14 protein-coding genes are annotated in these 17,701 nt (G+C 66.9%); 5 read left to right on the top strand and 9 right to left on the bottom strand.

Annotated elements, in window-relative coordinates; genetic code table 11:
• Positions 1–122 precede the first annotated feature (122 nt).
• The 3 genes from AO057_RS05875 (at position 123) to AO057_RS05865 (ending at position 2,266) form a co-directional block, all read left to right on the top strand.
• The gene (locus AO057_RS05875; RefSeq protein ID WP_057674746.1) at positions 123–446 is read left to right on the top strand and encodes a c-type cytochrome; all 324 of its coding nucleotides are present in this window, start codon (positions 123–125) and stop codon (positions 444–446) included.
• Between the two features lie 13 nt (positions 447–459).
• Positions 460–1,746 carry an NAD(P)/FAD-dependent oxidoreductase gene (locus AO057_RS05870; protein WP_057674745.1) on the top strand — a complete coding sequence of 429 codons (1,287 nt, stop codon included), beginning with the start codon at positions 460–462 and terminating at the stop codon, positions 1,744–1,746.
• Between the two features lie 82 nt (positions 1,747–1,828).
• The gene (locus tag AO057_RS05865) at positions 1,829–2,266 is read left to right on the top strand and encodes a DsrE family protein (RefSeq protein ID WP_082605429.1); all 438 of its coding nucleotides are present in this window, start codon (positions 1,829–1,831) and stop codon (positions 2,264–2,266) included.
• A gap of 63 nt (positions 2,267–2,329) precedes the next feature.
• On the opposite strand, the gene AO057_RS05860 is transcribed toward AO057_RS05865, so the two are convergent.
• Together AO057_RS05860 and AO057_RS05855 are read right to left on the bottom strand one after the other, a co-directional pair.
• The gene (locus tag AO057_RS05860) at positions 2,330–2,704 is read right to left on the bottom strand and encodes an ArsR/SmtB family transcription factor (protein ID WP_057674744.1); all 375 of its coding nucleotides are present in this window, start codon (positions 2,702–2,704) and stop codon (positions 2,330–2,332) included.
• Positions 2,705–2,760: 56 nt separating this feature from the next.
• Positions 2,761–4,386 (bottom strand): ABC transporter permease, encoded by a 1,626-nt coding sequence (locus AO057_RS05855; protein ID WP_082605428.1) that lies wholly within the window; start codon positions 4,384–4,386, stop codon positions 2,761–2,763.
• 97 nt (positions 4,387–4,483) lie between these two features.
• Here AO057_RS05855 and AO057_RS05850 point away from each other — a divergent pair, with 97 nt between their 5' ends.
• Entirely contained in the window at positions 4,484–5,620 is a 1,137-nt protein-coding gene (locus AO057_RS05850) for an ABC transporter ATP-binding protein (protein ID WP_057674743.1), read from the top strand.
• 4 nt (positions 5,621–5,624) lie between these two features.
• Here AO057_RS05850 and AO057_RS05845 read toward each other — a convergent pair whose 3' ends face one another.
• From AO057_RS05845 to AO057_RS05820, 6 genes are read right to left on the bottom strand one after another with little or no spacing between them, the layout of a single operon-like run.
• Positions 5,625–6,395 carry a lysophospholipid acyltransferase family protein gene (locus AO057_RS05845; RefSeq protein ID WP_057674742.1) on the bottom strand — a complete coding sequence of 257 codons (771 nt, stop codon included), beginning with the start codon at positions 6,393–6,395 and terminating at the stop codon, positions 5,625–5,627.
• Positions 6,376–7,671: a dihydroorotase gene (locus AO057_RS05840; protein WP_057674741.1), complete on the bottom strand. Its 1,296-nt coding sequence runs from the start codon at positions 7,669–7,671 to the stop codon at positions 6,376–6,378. The genes AO057_RS05845 and AO057_RS05840 overlap by 20 nt, the downstream gene beginning before the upstream one ends.
• A 1-nt stretch (position 7,672) precedes the next feature.
• Positions 7,673–8,635, bottom strand: a complete 963-nt coding sequence (locus AO057_RS05835) for an aspartate carbamoyltransferase catalytic subunit (RefSeq protein ID WP_057674740.1) — start codon at positions 8,633–8,635, stop codon at positions 7,673–7,675.
• Positions 8,636–8,687: 52 nt separating this feature from the next.
• A complete protein-coding gene (gene pyrR, locus AO057_RS05830; RefSeq protein WP_057674739.1) occupies positions 8,688–9,185 on the bottom strand; it encodes a bifunctional pyr operon transcriptional regulator/uracil phosphoribosyltransferase PyrR in 498 nt (165 codons plus the stop codon).
• On the bottom strand, positions 9,182–9,607 hold the full coding sequence (gene ruvX, locus AO057_RS05825; protein WP_057674738.1) for a Holliday junction resolvase RuvX: 426 nt from the start codon (positions 9,605–9,607) through the stop codon (positions 9,182–9,184). The genes pyrR and ruvX overlap by 4 nt, the downstream gene beginning before the upstream one ends.
• On the bottom strand, positions 9,604–10,203 hold the full coding sequence (locus AO057_RS05820; protein WP_057674737.1) for a YqgE/AlgH family protein: 600 nt from the start codon (positions 10,201–10,203) through the stop codon (positions 9,604–9,606). The genes ruvX and AO057_RS05820 overlap by 4 nt, the downstream gene beginning before the upstream one ends.
• Positions 10,204–10,223: 20 nt before the next feature.
• Here AO057_RS05820 and AO057_RS05815 point away from each other — a divergent pair, with 20 nt between their 5' ends.
• Entirely contained in the window at positions 10,224–11,705 is a 1,482-nt protein-coding gene (locus AO057_RS05815; protein ID WP_057674736.1) for a cryptochrome/photolyase family protein, read from the top strand.
• Positions 11,706–11,739: 34 nt separating this feature from the next.
• Here AO057_RS05815 and AO057_RS05810 read toward each other — a convergent pair whose 3' ends face one another.
• Positions 11,740–17,694, bottom strand: coding sequence for a hybrid sensor histidine kinase/response regulator (locus AO057_RS05810; RefSeq protein WP_057674735.1), 5,955 nt, complete (start codon positions 17,692–17,694; stop codon positions 11,740–11,742).
• Positions 17,695–17,701: the final 7 nt, after the last annotated feature.

Genomic DNA, 17,701 nt, shown 5'->3' with positions numbered 1-17,701 from the left:
AGCTGCCCTTCGAATGCGTGGCACTACCCGAAGGGATTAGCGAGGGTAAATACCCACGCCCATCGCGCTGGCCACTCTGTAAATTGGCAGTAGCTTTTCTGAAACGAGTCGAGGAGACCACCATGCACTTCAAATCCCATTGGGCAGCGCTGCTACTTGGCGGCTTTGCCTGCACCGCCTTTGCCGCGACGCCGCAGGACACCGTCAAGCTGCACCAGCGTGCGCTGGCCGCCACCTGCGCCAATTGCCACGGCACCGAGGGCCGTACCACCGAAGGTTCGGCCATCCCTTCGCTGGCCGGCATGCCGCGTGAATACATGGTGGCGCAGATGAAGGCCTTCCGCGAAGGCACGCGTCCGGCCACCGTGATGCACCAGCTGACCAAGGGACTGACCGACCAGCAGATCGAGACTGTCTCCACCTATTTCTCGACCCTCAAGCGCTAAGGAGACCAGCATCATGAAACGACGCAGTTTTGTACAGGCCTCCCTCGCGCTCGGCACCCTGGGCGGCAGCCTTTCCATGGTGGGTTGTGCCACCACCGCCACCATCCCTTCGAAGGCCAAGGTGGTGGTGATCGGCGGCGGTTATGGTGGTGCCACCGCCGCCAAATACGTGCGCATGCTCTCCAACTACCAGATCGACGTGGTGCTGGTGGAGCCCAACGACAGCTTTATCTCCTGCCCGATCTCCAACCTGGTGATCGGCGGCTCCAAGACCATGGGCGACATCACCACGCCCTATGACAACCTCAAGAGCAAGCATGGCGTGATCCACGCGCGCGACCGCGTCACGGAAATCGACCGCGGCAAGAAGACGGTCACCCTGGCCGGCGGCGCCACCATCGGCTACGACAAGCTGATCGTCTCGCCCGGCGTCGACTTCATGTGGGGCAGCATCGAGGGGCTGAAGGACGCCAGCGCCTCGGGCCAGATCCTGCAGGCCTGGAAAGCCGGTCCCGAGACCATCGCGCTGCGTCGCCAGCTCGAAGCCATGCCCGACGGCGGCGTCTACGCCATCTCGGTCCCGTTGGCGCCCTACCGTTGCCCGCCCGGCCCCTACGAACGCGCCAGCCAGGTGGCCAGCTACTTCAAGAAGGCCAAGCCCAAATCCAAGGTGCTGATCCTGGATGCCAACCCGGACGTGACCTCCAAGGGCCCGCTGTTCAAGAAGTTCTGGGCCGAGAACTACGCCGGCATGCTGGAGTTCCGCGGCAACCACAAGGCCGTCGCCGTCGACGCGAAGACGAAGACCGTCAAGTTCGAGACTTCGGACGACGTGAAGGCCGACGTGCTCAACGTGCTGCCCAATATGAGCGCCGGTCTCATCGCCATGCAATCGGGCCTGGCCAACGCCAACGGCCGCTGGTGCAACGTGAACTACCAGACCTTCGAGTCCACCGCCGCCAAGGATGTGCACGTGATCGGCGACTCGGTGCTCGCCGCCCCGCTGATGCCCAAGTCCGGACACATGGCCAACTCGCACGGCAAGGTGGTCGCCGCAGCCGTGGTGGCCCAGCTCTCGGGCATGGACGTGAACCCGCAGCCGCTGCTGACCAACACCTGCTACAGCTTCGTCAACGACAAGCTGGTGGTGCACGTGGCCTCGGTCCATCAGTACGTTGCCGAAGAAAAGACCTTCAAGACCGTGGCGGGTTCGGGTGGCGTGTCCAGCGCCCCCAACGAGCTCGAGGGTATCTACGCCATGAACTGGGCGCAGAACATCTGGGCGGATACACTGCTCTGATACTGCCGGGCCCGGTGGCACACCGGGCCCATCCCTGCCGGCGTGGCCGGCTTTTTCTTGTCGACGAGTTCAGGAGTTGCTCATGTACAAATTCATCGCCACCCTTGCCCTGGCCTGCGCGGCCACCTTGGGTTTCACGTCTGCGGCACAGGCCCAGGCCACGCAGCAGGTCAAGGCGGTCTACCACGTCAACACCGATGTCAACACGGTCCCGGCCATCCTGAACAACATCCGCAATCACATGAACGCGGATCCGAAAGCCAAGATCGTGGTGGTGACGCACGGCCCGGGCATCAATTTCCTGCTGCAGGACGCCAAGGACAGCCAGGGCCGGGAATTCAGCGGCACCGTCAGCGACCTGGCTGGCAAGGGCGTCGAGTTCCGCGTCTGCAACAACACGCTGACGGTGCGCAACATCAACCCGGATCGCCTGCTGATGGAAACCAAGATCGTGCCCTCGGGCGTGGCCGAGGTAGCACGTCTGCAAGCGCAAGAAGGTTACGTCTACCTGAAGCCCTGAGCGCAAAGATACGCAGCGAAAAGGGGCCTGTCAGGCCCCTTTTCTTTGGTCGTGTGCCAGCGCTCAGGTCGCCGGCGAGGCCGTAGGTTCGGCCATGGGGGACTCGAAGTCCGCATCCATGGCGATCTGGGTGCACACAGCACGGCACAGCGATGAGACACGGTCGTCGATGATGCGGTAGTAGATCTGCACGCCCTCGCGCCGCTTGCCCAGCACGCCGGCCTGGTACAGCGTGGTCAGGTGCTGCGACATATTGGGCTGGGTGGTGTCGATCTTGCTCAGCAGATAACTCACGTTGCGCTCGCCATCACAGAGGTGGCTGATGATCTTGAGCCGCATGGGCGCCGACATGACACGAAAAACCTCCGCTGCCAGCTCGAAAACCTGGTCCGGCTCGGTGACAGTGGACGGGGTCGCCTGGATGGAACGCTTGCTCATGACTAGCTGATCCTAATATAAGAACATATTCATTCTACATATGCCTGATACATGTATCAGGCATTTCGAGCACGCAAGGTGCGGCTGAGCAACAACACCGGGATCAAGCCCACCAGTACCAGGGCCAGCGAAGGCAGGGCCGCCTCGCCCAGGCGCTCGTCGCGCGCCAGCTGGTAGGCCACCACGGCCAGGGTGTCGCTGTCAAAGGGCCGCAGCACCAGGGTGGCCGGCAGTTCCTTCATGACGTCGACAAAGACCAGCAGGGTGGCGGCCACCACCGAGCGGCGCAGCAGGGGCCAGTGCACACGACGCAGGAGTCCGAAACCGCTGCTGCCCAGCATGCGGGCGCTGTCGTCCAGGCTGGCCGGAATGCGGGCGTAGCCGCTTTGCACCGACTGCAGGGCCACTGCGACAAAGCGCACCAGATAGGCCCAGACCAGGCCCAGCGAGGTGGCCGTCACCCAGTAGGCCGCGTCGGCCTCGGGCCAGCGGGCCTGCACCCAGCCCACGGGCAGCAGCAGGCCCACCACAATCACGGCGCCCGGCACGGCATACCCCAGGCCTGCCAGCCAGACCACGGCACGCGTCAGCACATCGGGCAGGCGCCGCAGGGCGTAGGCCAGCAGCAGGGCCAGCGCCACGGCCAGCACGGCACTGAGCAGGCCCAGGCGCACGCTGTTGGCGGCCCAGCCGAGGAAGCGATCCCAGGGCAATTCCCCCCAGTCCGCCAGCAGCGGACGGAACATGAAGAGCACCGGCGCCACGAAACCCATCGCGAGCGGCAGACCGCACACGGCCCAGGCTGCCGCCAGGCGCATGCCCTTCAAGGGCACCGGCCGTGCTTCCGCACCGGCCTGGCGTGCGGTGCGCGAGCTGACGAAGCGCAGGCGCTGGCGCGACCGGTGCTCCAGCCACAGCAGCAAAGCCACCAGGGCCAGCAGCACGGTAGCCAGCTGGGCTGCGGCGATGCGGTTGTCCATGGCCAGCCAGGCCTTGTAGATGCCGGCGGTGAAGGTCTGGATGCCGAAGTAGCTGGCCACACCGAAGTCGGCCAGCGTCTCCATCAGCGCCAGTGCCACACCGGCGGCCACGGCCGGTCGCGCCAGCGGCAGCGCCACTTCGCGGATGCGGCGCGACAGGGGCGCGCCCAGCAGACGGGCTGCTTCCATGAGGTGGCTGGCACGCTCGGCCAGGGCCGTGCGCGCCAGCAGGTAGACGTAGGGATACAGCGCGAAGGTCAGCACCCAGGCCGCCCCCGCCGTGTTGCGGATCTCGGGAAAGACCCGCCCCTGCAGGCCGGTGATCGCACGCAGCCACGTCTGCAAGGGCCCGCTGTACTGCAGGAAGTCGGTGTAGGCATAGGCCACCACATAGGCCGGCATGGCCAGGGGCAGCAGCAGTGCCCATTCGAAAAAGCGCCGGCCGGGGAAGTCGAACAGCGTGACCGCCGCCGCCGAAGAAAGCCCCACCGTGATGACACCGACCGTCACCAGCAGGCAGAGCCAGAAGGTGGTGGCCAGGTAATCGGGCAAGACGGTGCGCGCCATCTCCAGCAGGATCTCCGTTGCCTGGGCACCGGGCGCACCACCGGGCAGCCAGGCCCCCAGCAGGGCCAGCACGGGCAGCATCAGGGCAGCGGTCAGGAGCAGCAGGAAAAGATGTCGGAGCCGGCGCAGGGGCATGGGGTGACCCAAAAAGACTGGGGAGGCGGAATGAGAATTGTAAGCATCTACAATAAGACTCCGTCTCACGCACTCAAAGTGTGAACAGGTCCTCATCATGTTCCTTGAAGTCTCCAAGCTCGATGTGCGTTATCCCGGCGCGGCCCAGGCCGCCGTCCAGGGTGTGTCGCTGGGCCTGCGCGCCGGAGATATCGGCGTGCTGATCGGGCCCTCGGGCTGCGGCAAAACAACACTGTTGCGTGCCGTGGCCGGGCTGGAGCCGGTCAGCGGCGGCGAGATCCGCCTCTCGGGCCAGGTGGTCGGCAGCGCCAGCACGCAACTGGCGCCGGAAGAGCGCCGCATCGGCATGGTGTTCCAGGACTACGCGCTGTTCCCGCACCTGGACGTGGGCCGCAACGTGGCCTTCGGCATCGCCCACCTGCCGCGCGCCGAGCGTGCGGCACGCGTGCAGGAAGTCCTGGCCCTGGTGGGCCTGGAAGGCAGCGAAACGCGCTACCCGCATGAGCTCTCGGGCGGCCAGCAACAGCGCGTGGCGCTGGCACGCGCGCTGGCCCCACGCCCGCAACTGCTGTTGCTGGACGAACCTTTCTCCAACCTCGACGTCGAGCTGCGCGAGCGGCTGGCGCACGAGGTTCGCAACATCCTGAAAGCGGCCCAGGCCACGGCCCTGTTCGTCACACACGACCAGCTGGAGGCGTTCGCCATCGGCGACACCATCGGTGTCATGCACGAAGGCCGCCTGCACCAGTGGGACGACGCGTACACGCTCTACCACCGCCCGGCCACGCGCTTCGTGGCCGACTTCATCGGCCATGGCGTCTTTGCACCGGCCACCATCCGCGAAGTCGACCAGCAGATCGTGGTGCAGACACCGCTGGGCGAACTGACCGACGTGGCCGAATGCCCCCTGCCCTGTGCGTTTGCCGGCGGCGAATGCGACGTGCTGCTGCGCGCCGACGACATCGTGCACGACGACGAGGCGCCGGTGAAGGCCGAGATCGTGCGCAAGGCCTTCCGCGGCTCGGAGTTCCTCTACACCCTGCGCCTGGCCGGCGGCCAGACCGTGCTGGCCCATGTGCCCAGCCACCACGACCACAAAATAGGCGAGTGGATCGGCATCCGGCCCCAGGTGGACCATGTGGTGACCTTCAACCGCTCATGTTCGCTGCGCGGCGGTGCGATGTGCGAGAAGCCCTGTTCCGGGCAGACGGTCGCCTGCGAAGACTTGCGCTGAAGCCTCAGCGCGGCGCCGGCAGCTGGCGCAATTGCACGATGGTCTCGCGCAGACCGGCCGCCCAGGTCCGGCGCTCGCGCCCCTGGGCAGTCTGCGGCTCACCGAAAACGATGCGCACCGTGATGCCGCGCGCGCGCACCGTGCGCCAGACCGAGCCCAGCAAGGTGTCGTCACCCACGTAACAGGGTGCCAGGCTGCGCTCGCCGCTGTGCGTGTCGATGAACTGCAGGGCCACCGGCTGCACCGGCGCACCCGCGGCGATCGCTGCCTGCAGCAGGTTGGCGTGGAAAGGCAGCAGCTCGATGCCTTCGCCGGTCGTGCCTTCGGGAAACACCGCCAGCACATCGCCGGCGCGCAGGCTGTCGGCCATGTGGTGCACCACGCGCATGGCATCTCGCCGCGACTCGCGCTCGATGAACAAGGTGCCCACGCCGCTGGCCAGGGCGCCGATCAGCGGCCAGGCTTTGACGTCGGCCTTGGAGACAAAACGGCAGAAACGCGCCGCGTGCAGCGAGGTGATGTCCAGCCACGAAATATGATTGGCCACCAGCAGCAGGGGGCCGGGCAGCGTGGCGTCGCCCTGCACCTCCAGCTTGATCCCCAGGCGCGCGAGCATCTCGCGCGACCAGACCTGCACACGTATTTCGCGTTGCTCGGGGCTCAGGCGTGGAAAACGCAGCAGGACGGTCAGCAGGCCCGCGACGATGTGCGTGCAGGCACGACCCAGGCGCCAGACGGCGCGCCAGAAAGAAACCTCAGGCTGCCTGGTATGCAATCTGCCCACCCACGATGGTGCAGCGCACGCGCGCGGGCAACTCGTAACCGGCAAAGGGCGTGTGCTTGCCCTGGCTGCGCAGGGCCTCGGGTTGCACCGTCCACTCGGCCTGCAGGTCGAACACACAGACGTCGGCCACCCCCCCCACCACCAGCTGGCCGGCGCTGGCCTGCAGTGTGCCCAGGGCACTGCCCAGCACGCGCGCCGGTTCGCTGGTCAGCACGGCCAGGGCGCGGGTAAGGCCCACACCGCTTTCCTGGCCCCATTTGAGCGCCAGGCTCAGCAGCAGCTCGACGCCGGTAGCACCAGGTTCGGCCTCGGCAAAAGGCAGCATCTTGGCGTCCTCGTCCACCGGCGTGTGGTCGGAGACCAGCGCGTCGATGGTGCCGTCGGCCAGGCCTTCGCGCAGGGCTTCGCGGTCGGCCTGCTGGCGCAGCGGCGGGTTGAGGCGCATGCGGCTGTCGAAGTAGCCGATGTCGTTGTCGGTCAGGTGCAGGGAGTTGATGCTCACATCACAAGTGACCGGCAGGCCCGCGTCCTTGGCCTGGCGCACCAGGGCCAGGCCGGCGGCGCTGCTGAGGCGGCACAGGTGCACGCGGGCACCGCTGGCACGCATCAGCTCGAAGATGGTGTGCAGGGCGACGGTCTCGGCCGCCACCGGCACCCCCGAGAGGCCCAGGCGCGTGGCCAGCGCACCGCTGGCTGCCACACCCTGACCCAGGTAGTGGTCGTTCGGACGCAGCCAGACCGCGTAACCGAAGGTGCTGGCGTACTGGAAGGCGCGCTGCAGGATCTGGGTGTTGACCAGGGGCACGTCGGCCTGGCTGAAGGCCACACAGCCGGATTCGGTGAGCTCGGCCATCTCGGTCAGGATCTCGCCCTGCAGGTTGCGCGTGAGCGCGCCGATGGGGAAGACACGTGCCTGGTGCAGCTTCTCGGCGCGGAACTTGAGCATCTCGACCAGGCCCGGCTCGTCCAGCACGGGGTCGGTGTCGGGCGGGCAGGCCAGACCGGTGACGCCACCGGCCACGGCGGCGGCCATCTCGGATTCGAGCATGCCCTCGTGCTCATGGCCGGGCTCGCGCAGGCGCACGGCCAGGTCCATGAGACCCGGGGCGACAACGCAACCCGTCGCCTCGACCACGCGGTTGGGCGCGAAATCGGCCGGCACCTTGCCGATGGCCACGATGCGCCCGGCGGCGATGGCCACGTCGGCGATCTCGTCGCGATTGCTGGCGGGGTCGATGACGCGGCCGCCCTTGATCAACAGTTTCATCTTATGCCTCGTTCCCTGCGACGATGCTCATGACCGCCATGCGCACCGCGATACCGAAGGTGACCTGCGGCAGGATCACGCTCTGCTTGCCATCCACCACGTTGGAATCGATCTCGACGCCGCGATTGATAGGGCCCGGGTGCATGACGATGGCGTCAGGCTTGGCCAGCTGCAGCTTCTCGGGCGTCAGGCCGAAGCTCTTGAAGTATTCCTGGCTGGAGGGCAGCAACGCGCCGCTCATGCGCTCGTTCTGCAGGCGCAGCATGATGATGACGTCCGCTCCCTTGATGCCTTCTTCCAGTGTGTGGCAGACGCGCACGCCCATGGGCGCCATGGTGGCCGGCACCAGGGTCTTGGGGCCGACCACACGCACTTCGGCGCAGCCCAGGGTGGTGAGGGCGTGGATGTCGGAGCGCGCCACGCGCGAGTGGAGCACGTCACCGACGATGGCCACCGTGAGGTTGCTGAAATCCTTCTTGTAGTGCCGGATCGTGTACATGTCCAGCAGGCCCTGCGTGGGGTGCGCGTGGCGACCGTCGCCGGCGTTGATCACGTGCACGTGCGGTGCCACGTGCTGGGCGATCAGGTAGGGCGCGCCCGATTCGCTGTGGCGCACCACAAAGAGGTCGGCCGCCATGGCGCTCAGGTTGGCGATGGTGTCGAGCAGGCTCTCACCCTTGGAGGCCGAGGAGCGCGCGATGTCCAGGTTGATGACATCGGCACTCAGACGCGTGGCCGCGATCTCGAAGGTGGTGCGGGTGCGCGTAGAGTTCTCGAAGAACAGGTTGAACACGCTTTTACCGCGCAGCAACGGCACCTTCTTCACCTCGCGGTCGCTGACGCTGACGAAGTTGGCCGCGGTGTCCAGGATGTGGGTGAGGATCTCGCGCGGCAGCCCTTCGGTGGACAGCAGGTGGATCAGCTCGCCGTGCTTGTTGAGTTGGGGGTTGCGTTTGTACAGCATGGGTCTGGCCTGGTTCGGTTCGCTCAGTAAGGCAGGGAGCAGGTGATGTGCTTCATGCCGCCTCCACCTTGAAGCTGAAGCGGTCGTTCTTGTCGCGCGCCAGTGCCAGCGACTGGTCGCTCGCCAACGCCACGCGCGCAGCGGCGAAGTCGGCCTGGATGGGCAGTTCGCGTCCGCCGCGGTCCACCAGGACGGCCAGCTTGATGCCGGCCGGGCGGCCGTAATCGAACAGCTCGTTGATGACGGCGCGGATGGTGCGGCCGGTGTAGAGCACGTCGTCGAGCACGATGATCTGCGCCTCGTTGACATCGAAGGGCAGCACGGTCTGGCCGCCCCCTGCCAGGCCGCGCTGGGCGAAATCGTCGCGGTGCATGGCCGAGGAGATCGCCCCGTGCTCGCCGGGAAGCTTGAGGTCACGCTGCAGGCGCTCGGCCAGCCAGGCGCCGCCCGAGGTCACACCGACCAGGCGGGTTTCTGCGGTGCAAAGGCCACGCACGCCGCGTAGCAGTTCGCCGTAGAGGGCTTCGGCATCCAGGGTGAGTACGCTCATTCCAGGTTCCTCAAGAATTGTTCCAGGATCACGCAGGCCGCCCCCGCATCGGCGTCGGCCGCGCCATCGGCCAGGGCCTCGGTGGTGCTGTAGCGTTCGTCGACCTCGTAGACCGGCAGGCCGAAACGCCCGCGCAGCTGGCGCGCAAACTTCTGCGCCCGCGCCGTATTCTCATGCGGCACGCCATCGGGGTGGAAAGGCACACCCACCACCAGGGCGTCGGGCTGCCATTCCTTGAGGCGCTCGGCGATGCGCTCGAAGCGGGCGTCCCCTTCGGCCCGGATGGTGGGCTGGGGCTGGGCCTGGCGCAGCAGGCGGTTGCCCACAGCCACGCCGGTGCGCTTGAGACCGAAATCCAGAGCGAGAAAGGTTTGCTGAGCGGCGGGTACGGACGTCACGGCAAGCGCAGGCATGGCGCTCATGCGTGCCCCGCATCCGGTGAGAGCATCCAGGCCTGCAGGCCCAGCAGGGACAGGGCCTTGTCGTAGCGCTGGGCCACCGGCGTCTCGAAGATCACGATCGGGTCGGCGTGGACAGTGAGCCAGCTGTTTTCGCCGATCTCCGATTCGAGCTGGCCCTGGCCCCAGGCCGAATAGCCCAGGGAGACCAGCACGCGGCTGGGGCCGGCGCCAGTGGACAGGGCTTCGAGCACGTCGCGCGAGGTGGTCATCTCCAGTCCACCGGGGATCATCATGGTGGAGGCGTAGACCGGCTCAGGCTTCTCGGCTGCCGGCTCCTGCAGGGCCTCGTGCAGCACGAAGCCGCGCTCGGTCTGCACCGGGCCACCGTGGAAGACCGGAGCGTCCTTGAGGTCGGCACGCCCCAGGGGCAGCTCGACCTTGTCGAACAGGCCTTGCAGCTTGATGTCGGTGGGTTTGTTGATCATCAGACCCAGTGCCCCGCGCTCACTGTGTTCGCAGAGGTAGACCACACTTTTGGAAAAAGTCTCGTCGGCCAGACCGGGCATGGCGATCAGGAAATGATTCGTGAGGTTGATGGGTGCAGAATCATCGGCCATGTTCTGATTTTAACGGCGATATGAAAAAAAACCTGGATTCCGGTCTGGTCTGGTTCCGGCGCGACCTGCGGGTGGATGACCACGCCGCCCTCCACCTGGCCCTGCAGCAGTGCCGGCGCGTGTATTGCGCCTTCATTTTCGACCGCGACATCCTCGACCCGCTGCCGCGCGCCGACCGCCGGGTGGAGTTCATCCGCAGCAGCCTGGTCGAGCTGGATGCGGACCTGCGCGCCCTGGCTGGCCAGGAGGAGGCCGGCCTGATCGTCCAGCACGGCCACGCCGCCGAAACGCTGCCGGCCCTGGCCCAGGCTTTGGGCGTGCAGGCCGTCTACGCCGCGCACGACTACGAGCCGCAAGCCCAGGCACGCGATGCCCGCGTGCGCGGCACCTTGTCCAGCCTGGGCATCGCCCTGCACACCTGCAAGGACCACGTGATCTTCGAGGGCCGCGAGATCCTCACGGGCGGCGGCACGCCCTACACGGTCTTCACGCCCTACAAGCGGACCTGGCTGGCGCGGCTGCAAGCCACCCAGCTGCCGGTGTTCGACTGCGCACCGCTGGCTGCCGGCCTGGCCTCACGGCCCGAGCCCCTGCGCAGTACCGTACCCACCCTGGCCGAACTCGGCTTCGAGCCCAGCAACCTGACCCAGCTCAGGATTCCCACGGGCAGCAGTGGCGCCCGCCAGCTGTTCGAGGAGTTCTTCAGCCGCATGGACCAGTACCACGCCACGCGCGATTTCCCTGCCCTCAAGGGCCCGAGCTACCTGGGAGTGCACCTGCGCTTTGGCACGGTCTCGCTGCGCCGCCTGGTGACCACGGCACAGCAGCGCAGCCTGGAAGGCAGCCCGGGTGCAGCCACCTGGCTCAGCGAGCTGGTCTGGCGCGAGTTCTACTTCCAGATCCTGGCCAATTTCCCGCATGTGGCGAGTCATTCCTTCAAACCGGCCTACGACGCGATCCACTGGGAACAGGACGCGCATGCCGAGGCGCTGTACACCGCCTGGTGCGAGGGCCGCACGGGTTATCCCATCGTGGATGCCGCCATGGCCCAGCTCAACCAGAGCGGCTACATGCACAACCGCCTGCGGATGGTGGCTGGCAGCTTCCTGGTGAAAGACCTCGGGATCGACTGGCGCTGGGGCGAGCGCTACTTTGCCGAAAAGCTCAATGACTACGATCTGGCGGCCAACAACGGCGGCTGGCAGTGGGTAGCCTCCAGCGGCTGCGATGCCCAGCCCTGGTTCCGCATCTTCAACCCGATCAGCCAGAGCAGGAAGTTCGACCCGCAGGGCCGTTTCATCCGCCGTTACCTGCCGCAGCTGGCCGCCCTGCCCGATGCGGCCCTGCACGCCCCCTGGCTGGCCAGCCCGGTGGAGTTGGCGGGAGCCGGCGTCACGCTGGGCAGCGGCTACCCGCTGCCGCTGGTGGCACACGATGAAGCGCGGGCAAGCACGTTGGCGCGTTACGCGGTGGTCAAGAAGCCGGGAGAAAAAGAAGACTGACCCCTGCAGGCCGAGCCTGCAGGGTGGTCTGAACTCAGGCCGGGACGGTCTGGGTGCAATAGTGCTTCACGAGGGCGAGCAGCTCGTCTTCGCCGTAAGGCTTGCCCAGGTAATGGTCAACGCCCAGTTCCTTGGCATGCTCGCGATGCTTTTCGGCAATGCGCGAGGTGATCATGATGATGGGCAGGTCGCGCAGCTTGGCATCGGCGCGGATGTTGCGCGCCAGGTCGAAGCCGTCCATGCGCGGCATCTCGATGTCGGACAGCACCACCGCCGGGCGTTCCTCCGCCAGGCGTTCGAGCGCCTGCAGGCCGTCGGCGGCCATGGCCACACGATAACCTTCGCGTCGCAGCAGGCGCTGCGTGACACGACGCACGGTGATGGAGTCGTCCACCACCAGCACGAGCGGCAGTTCTCCACCGGTGCCCGGGAGCACCTGCTCGGCCGCGGGAATGTGCGGCTTGCCGGATGCCGGTTCGCTGCTGGCCTGCTGCAACTCATAGGCCTTGTCGCCGAACACGGTCGCCAGAGCCACCGGGTTGTAGATCAGCACCACCGCACCGGAAGCCAGCACCGACATGCCGGCCAGACCGGGCATGCGCGCCAGTTGCGGGCCGAGGTTCTTCACCACGACTTCCTGGTTGCCCAGCACTTCATCGACGTGGATGGCCAGGCGCTGGCCAGCGCTGCGCAGCAGCACGACCGGCTGCGTCTTGCCCACATGCTCGCGGCTGCGAACCGAAGCCTGCAGGAGTGCCCCGGACCAGAAGAAAGGCACGGCCTCTCCGCCAAAGTCGATGCTGCCGTTGGCATAAGCCTGATCGAGTTCGGCGTAGGTGAGACGACGCACGATCTCGACCAGGTTGGCAGGCACGCCGACGCTCAACTCACCCATGCGCAGCATGATCACCTGCGTCACGGCGGTGGTCAGGGGCAGCACCAGCTTGAAGCTGGTGCCGGCGCCGGCCGTGGTGGCGGTTTCGATGCGGCCGCCCAGGGCCTGCACCTCGGAGCGCACCACATCCATCCCGATGCCGCGTCCGGCCAGTTCGGTCACGCTGGCTGCGGTGGAGAAGCCCGGCATGAAGATCATGTTGGAGGCATCGGCATCGCTGAGCGGCTGGCCCGGCGCCACCAGGCCCTGGGCCAGTGCCTTCTCGCGGATGCGGGGCAGGTTGAGGCCGGCGCCGTTGTCGCTGAAAACGACCGAGACGTCATTGCCTTCCTGGTGCAGGCCGATGGTGATGGTGCCGGCCGCCGGCTTGCCGGCGGCTTCGCGCTGCTGCGGGCTTTCGATGCCGTGCGCCACGGAATTGCGCAGCATGTGCTCGAAGGCTGGCGTCATGCGGTCCAGCACGCCGCGGTCGATTTCCATGGAGCCGCCGGTGATGTCGAGCTTGACCTGCTTGCCGGCGTCCTTGGCCGCCTGGCGAACCACGCCGTAGAGGCGTTCGGAGATGCCTTCGAACTCCATCATGCGCGTGCGCAGCAGGTCGCGCTGCAATTCGCGCGTCTGGCGCGCCTGGGCGATCAGGTCGTCCTCGGTGCCGCTGATGGTCTGCTGCAGGTTGCGCTGCACGGTGGCCACGTCGTTGACCGACTCGGCCATCATGCGGGTGAGTTCCTGCACGCGCGTGAAACGGTCGAACTCCAGCGGGTCGAAACCTTGCGCCGTGTCCTTGGCCTGGGCCAGACGCGACTGCATCTGCGATTCGGCTTGCAGTTCCACGTCACGCAGGTGGGTACGCAGACGGTCCAGATTGGCCGTCAACTCACCGAGGGAGCCGTTGAGCTGGCCCAGCCGCTGGTCGAGTCGGCTGCGGGTGATCATGACTTCGCCGGCCTGGTTGACCAGGCGGTCGAGCAGTTGCGAACGCACCCGGACGGTCTGGCCGGATGTGGACCGGGCCGTGGCCGACGGCAGCTTGGCCGGCACAGGTGTCGCCATGGCGGGACGCGCTGCCACCAAGGGGCGTTGGGCTGCCTTGGCAGCTGGCTCGGGAGCAGGTACAGGGGCCGTGGCGACAGGAGCCGCTGCGGGGGCTGCAGCAGCCACGCTGGGGCGGGCCGGTGCTTCGGGCACGTAGACCTCTTCCACCGGTGCACGGCAGAGTTCGTCAAAAACCTGCTGCAGGCGGTCGTAGCGCGTAAGCATGGGCTCGATCTGCGCGGCCTGGAGGAACTCGCTGCCCATCTGCTCGATGGCCGATTCCATGCGGTGCGTCATCTCGCCCAGGCGCATGGCACCCGCCAGGCGGGCGCTGCCCTTGAGGGTGTGCAGCACACGCAGCACGTCCAGGCGTGCGCCGGCGTGATCGGGCTGTTCCGACCACTGACGCAGTGCTGCCGCCATCTGGGGCATCAGTTCGGCGGCCTCTTCCTCGAAGATCGGGAACAGGTCGGGATCGATCACGTCGACGGCGTCGATCTCTTCGTCACTGTCGTCCACCACGATCTTGGCCGCGCCGGGCAAAACTGCTGCCGGCGGCCTGGGCGTGGCGACCGGCACCACCGGGGGTGCGACTGCCGCCGGCATGGGCTTGGGCGCAGGCGCCGCAACAGGCGCCGCCGGCTTGGCAGGCTCGAAGTCGAAGTTCAGATCGCCCAGATCAAACTCGGGCACCTCTGTGACTGTGAGCGCCTCATGGCCGCGCAGGCCGTCTGATTCCAGGGCGTCGAGCTGGGCAAATTCGGTGCTGTGGATCGCATTCAGCGCCTCGACCAGCCCGGGTTCCGGCGCCTTCAGGAAACCGGCAGCGAACTGATGCAGCAGGTGACGGATATTGTCGGCAGCGGCCACGAAGACCTTGGCGTGCTCGGACTGCCCCTGACCGTGCAACTGCACGTGCTGCATGGCCTGCTCAAGCGCGCGGGCAATTTCGGAAAGCGCGGAAAAGCCGACGGTCGCCGAACTACCGCCCAGCGAGTGGGCCAGAGCGATGGCCGTGTCAGGGACCGGGTTGTGCAACTCAAGCGACCACTCGTTGAGTTCGGTGAGCAGGCGGCGTGACCACTCGTCGGCCTCGTTGAGGAAGACGTTGTACAGCGGGATGCCGATGCGCAGCGTGCCGATCACCTTGACCTGCTCGTCCGCCGTTTCGACGGGCGCTGCGACCTCTGGCAGGTCGAGTTCGAAGCCCTCGATACCGCCCGGCTGGGTGTCGGGCGCATCCGGCAGATCCTGGAGAGCGCCGGTCGCCGTGTCAGCCCAGTTGTTCTGCAATTCCGGCAGTTCGAAGGCGGGCAATTCGTCCGGCCCGGCCATGCGGGTCGCCGCCCAATCCTGGGCCGCACCCTTTTTGGGCGGTGGCAGGTCCTCAGGGCCCGCCAAGCTGGTGGGAGCCCAGTCCTGGCTTGCGCCCTTGCCCGTCAGGGAGAGCATATCCTCGGGCCCCGCCATACTGGTGGGAGCCCAGTCGATGGACAGATCGCTGCTCTTGTCAGCCGCGGTCTCGGCAACACGCGCGGCTGGGGGGGCGGCCGGAGGCACACCGGCCAGACTGCTGAAGTCGATGTCCCCGACATCGCCCAAGTCGGGGGCGGCCCGCGCCACCGCCTTGCCCGGGGCCTTGGCATCGGTCAGATCGAAATCGAACATCTGTGTCGATTCGAAATCGATGGGCGGCGGTTCGTCGGACAGTGCGGGCAGTTCGGGAACGGCGACGGGCGCTGCCGCAGGGGCCGGTGCGGCAAGACCGGGCAAGGCCAACGCAAGGAACTTGCCATCCAGGCGCATGGCATCGGCCGACTGCCGGAAAGGCACGGCACTCCAGCCAGCATCGCTGCCGGCAGCGATGTCCTCGACCCACTGGCCCAGGGCCTGTAGAGCCGCGTTTGAGAGCTGCAACAGTTCGGGGCGGGCCGGCTTCTGCTCGGCCAGCCAGCTGTTCATCAGCTGCTCCATGGCCCAGGCCGCTTCGCCAAACTCGTTGAAACCGACCATGCGCGAACTGCCCTTGAGCGTGTGGAAGGCACGACGCAGGGTGGTCTGCTGGGACAGATCCGCAGGATCCCCGAGCAGGGCCGACACGGCGTCCAGCCCATTGCGCGCAACTTCGCGTGCTTCATCCAGGAAGATGTCACGCAACTCGGCACCATCGTCCTCGACGACAGCCGGCGCAGCTGCAGGCTGCGGTGCGGCAACGGGCGGACGGGGGGCCGCCGCCACAGGAGCTGCAACAGGCACCGGCATCGGGGTCGGTTCGGGCGCCACTGCGGCGACCTCACGTTCGCGGCCCATCAGGGGCTTGAACTCACCCAGTTCCTCGTCATAGACGAACAGCTTCTTGGCCAGGGCGCGCTGATAGCTCAGCATGTCGATCAGGAATCCCAGGGCACCGAGGCTGTTGCCGAATTTCTCGAACACGCCGGTCCGCGCAGCGTCCTCATCGATGTTGTCGACCAGGAACTTCTCGACGGTATCGCGCATGCGCACGGTGGCCAGCGAAGCCTGGTCCAGGCCCAGCACCGAGAACACGCCGCGCATCTGCGCCAACTGGTTGGGCACGTCGTTGAGCGGCGCCTTGTCCTTCGGATTGCGGAAGAAGGTGTCGAGCGACTTCTCGATCTCGGTCAGGCTGGTGCGCAGTTCCTCGACCACGCTGCCCATGGTCTGGCGATCGCTGACGCGGCGGTACAGCTCCTCCATCCAGGTTTCGAGCGCCTCGGGCTGGCCGCCGGCCACGACGTGATCCAGCCGGCGCGCCAGGCGATCGCTGCGCTGGCTCATGCTGGACTCGGTCGGGTCCATGTCCTCGTAGGCCGCATCCAGATACAGGATGGAGGTGGCCACTTCCATGGCCACCGGTGTGGTCGGCGGCTCGCCCGAACGCACCGTGCCGTCCACGGCCTTGAGCAGGGCACGCGCCAGCTCCTTGTTCTCGGGATGCAGCTTCAGCAGCGACTCGCCCACCAGGCTGAACTGCTCGGACACCACCTTGAGGCGGTTGGTGTCGCCACCGGAGAGGGCCGACCAGGTTTCGGTGGCCGTGGCAATGCGCTTGCGCGCCTGTACCAGAACCGCCGGATCGAAACGGCCATATTGCGGCGTGTCGTAATTGACAGGCTTGGTCTGCACCAAGCCGTAGGCCAGCCTGACCGCGGTCAAGGCCGGAGCGGCCTGGGCATCGGCCGGCGCAGCCTGGGCACAGAAGAACAGCAGGTCCTGCGCCAGACGGTCCGACACTTCATTTTTGCCGCGTGCCAGCGTGGTGAACTGCATCAGCACGCGCGAAGCCGCGCGCTTGACGTAGACATCCGATGGGCACAACTTCAGCGACAGGGCCTCGAAGTAGGCGGCACAGATCTTCCAGAAGGAGCGCTCCTCCAGCGTCTGCCGGCCGGCCGCCAGCCCCAGGCAGATGTCACGCAGGGCCTTGGCCGAAGAGACGCTGCCTGTCTTGACCACCTTGAGCACGGCCGAATCCAGCTGCGCACGCACGGCCGGGTCATAGCCCAGGGCTTGCGCCGGCGCCGGCATATCGGCATCGATCCAGCGCCAGGCGTGACCCCAGAGTTCGGCCGGGTGCACCCGCTCCTCGCCGACCAGTTCCAGCACATCGCGGTACTGCGGAAACAGAGCCACCGCCGAAGCCGACTTGCCACGCAGCACGCTCTCCAGGTACTCGATCAGGGCAAAACTGGCGCGCTCGACCTTGGTGGCAGCGTCCTCGCTGCAGGACTCGGGACGCTCGACGAATTTCTGCGCGAGCGCCTCCATGGCGCGCAGCACCTTGGCCGGCTCGGGCAGGCCCACCATCTCCAGGGCGCCGACGGCCTGGTGCAATTGCTGGCGCGCGATGCGCAGCTGGCTGGCATCGAGCGACTCCAGGTCGGAGCCGCGCGCCAGCTCGGCATCGCGCACGAAACGGCGGATGGCCTTGCTGGCGCCATCGAGCGACTTGCGCAACTCGTCCAGCACCCAGGCCAGGGGGCCCAGGTCGTTGACCGGCTGATCGTCGTTGCCGCTAGCGGCTGCGAGGGCTTGCATGGATACG

It is taken from the genome of Curvibacter sp. PAE-UM, assembly GCF_001432305.1.
In the GTDB taxonomy this organism is placed as follows: domain Bacteria; phylum Pseudomonadota; class Gammaproteobacteria; order Burkholderiales; family Burkholderiaceae_C; genus Hylemonella.
This window is presented reverse-complemented; position numbering and strand designations above follow the sequence as displayed.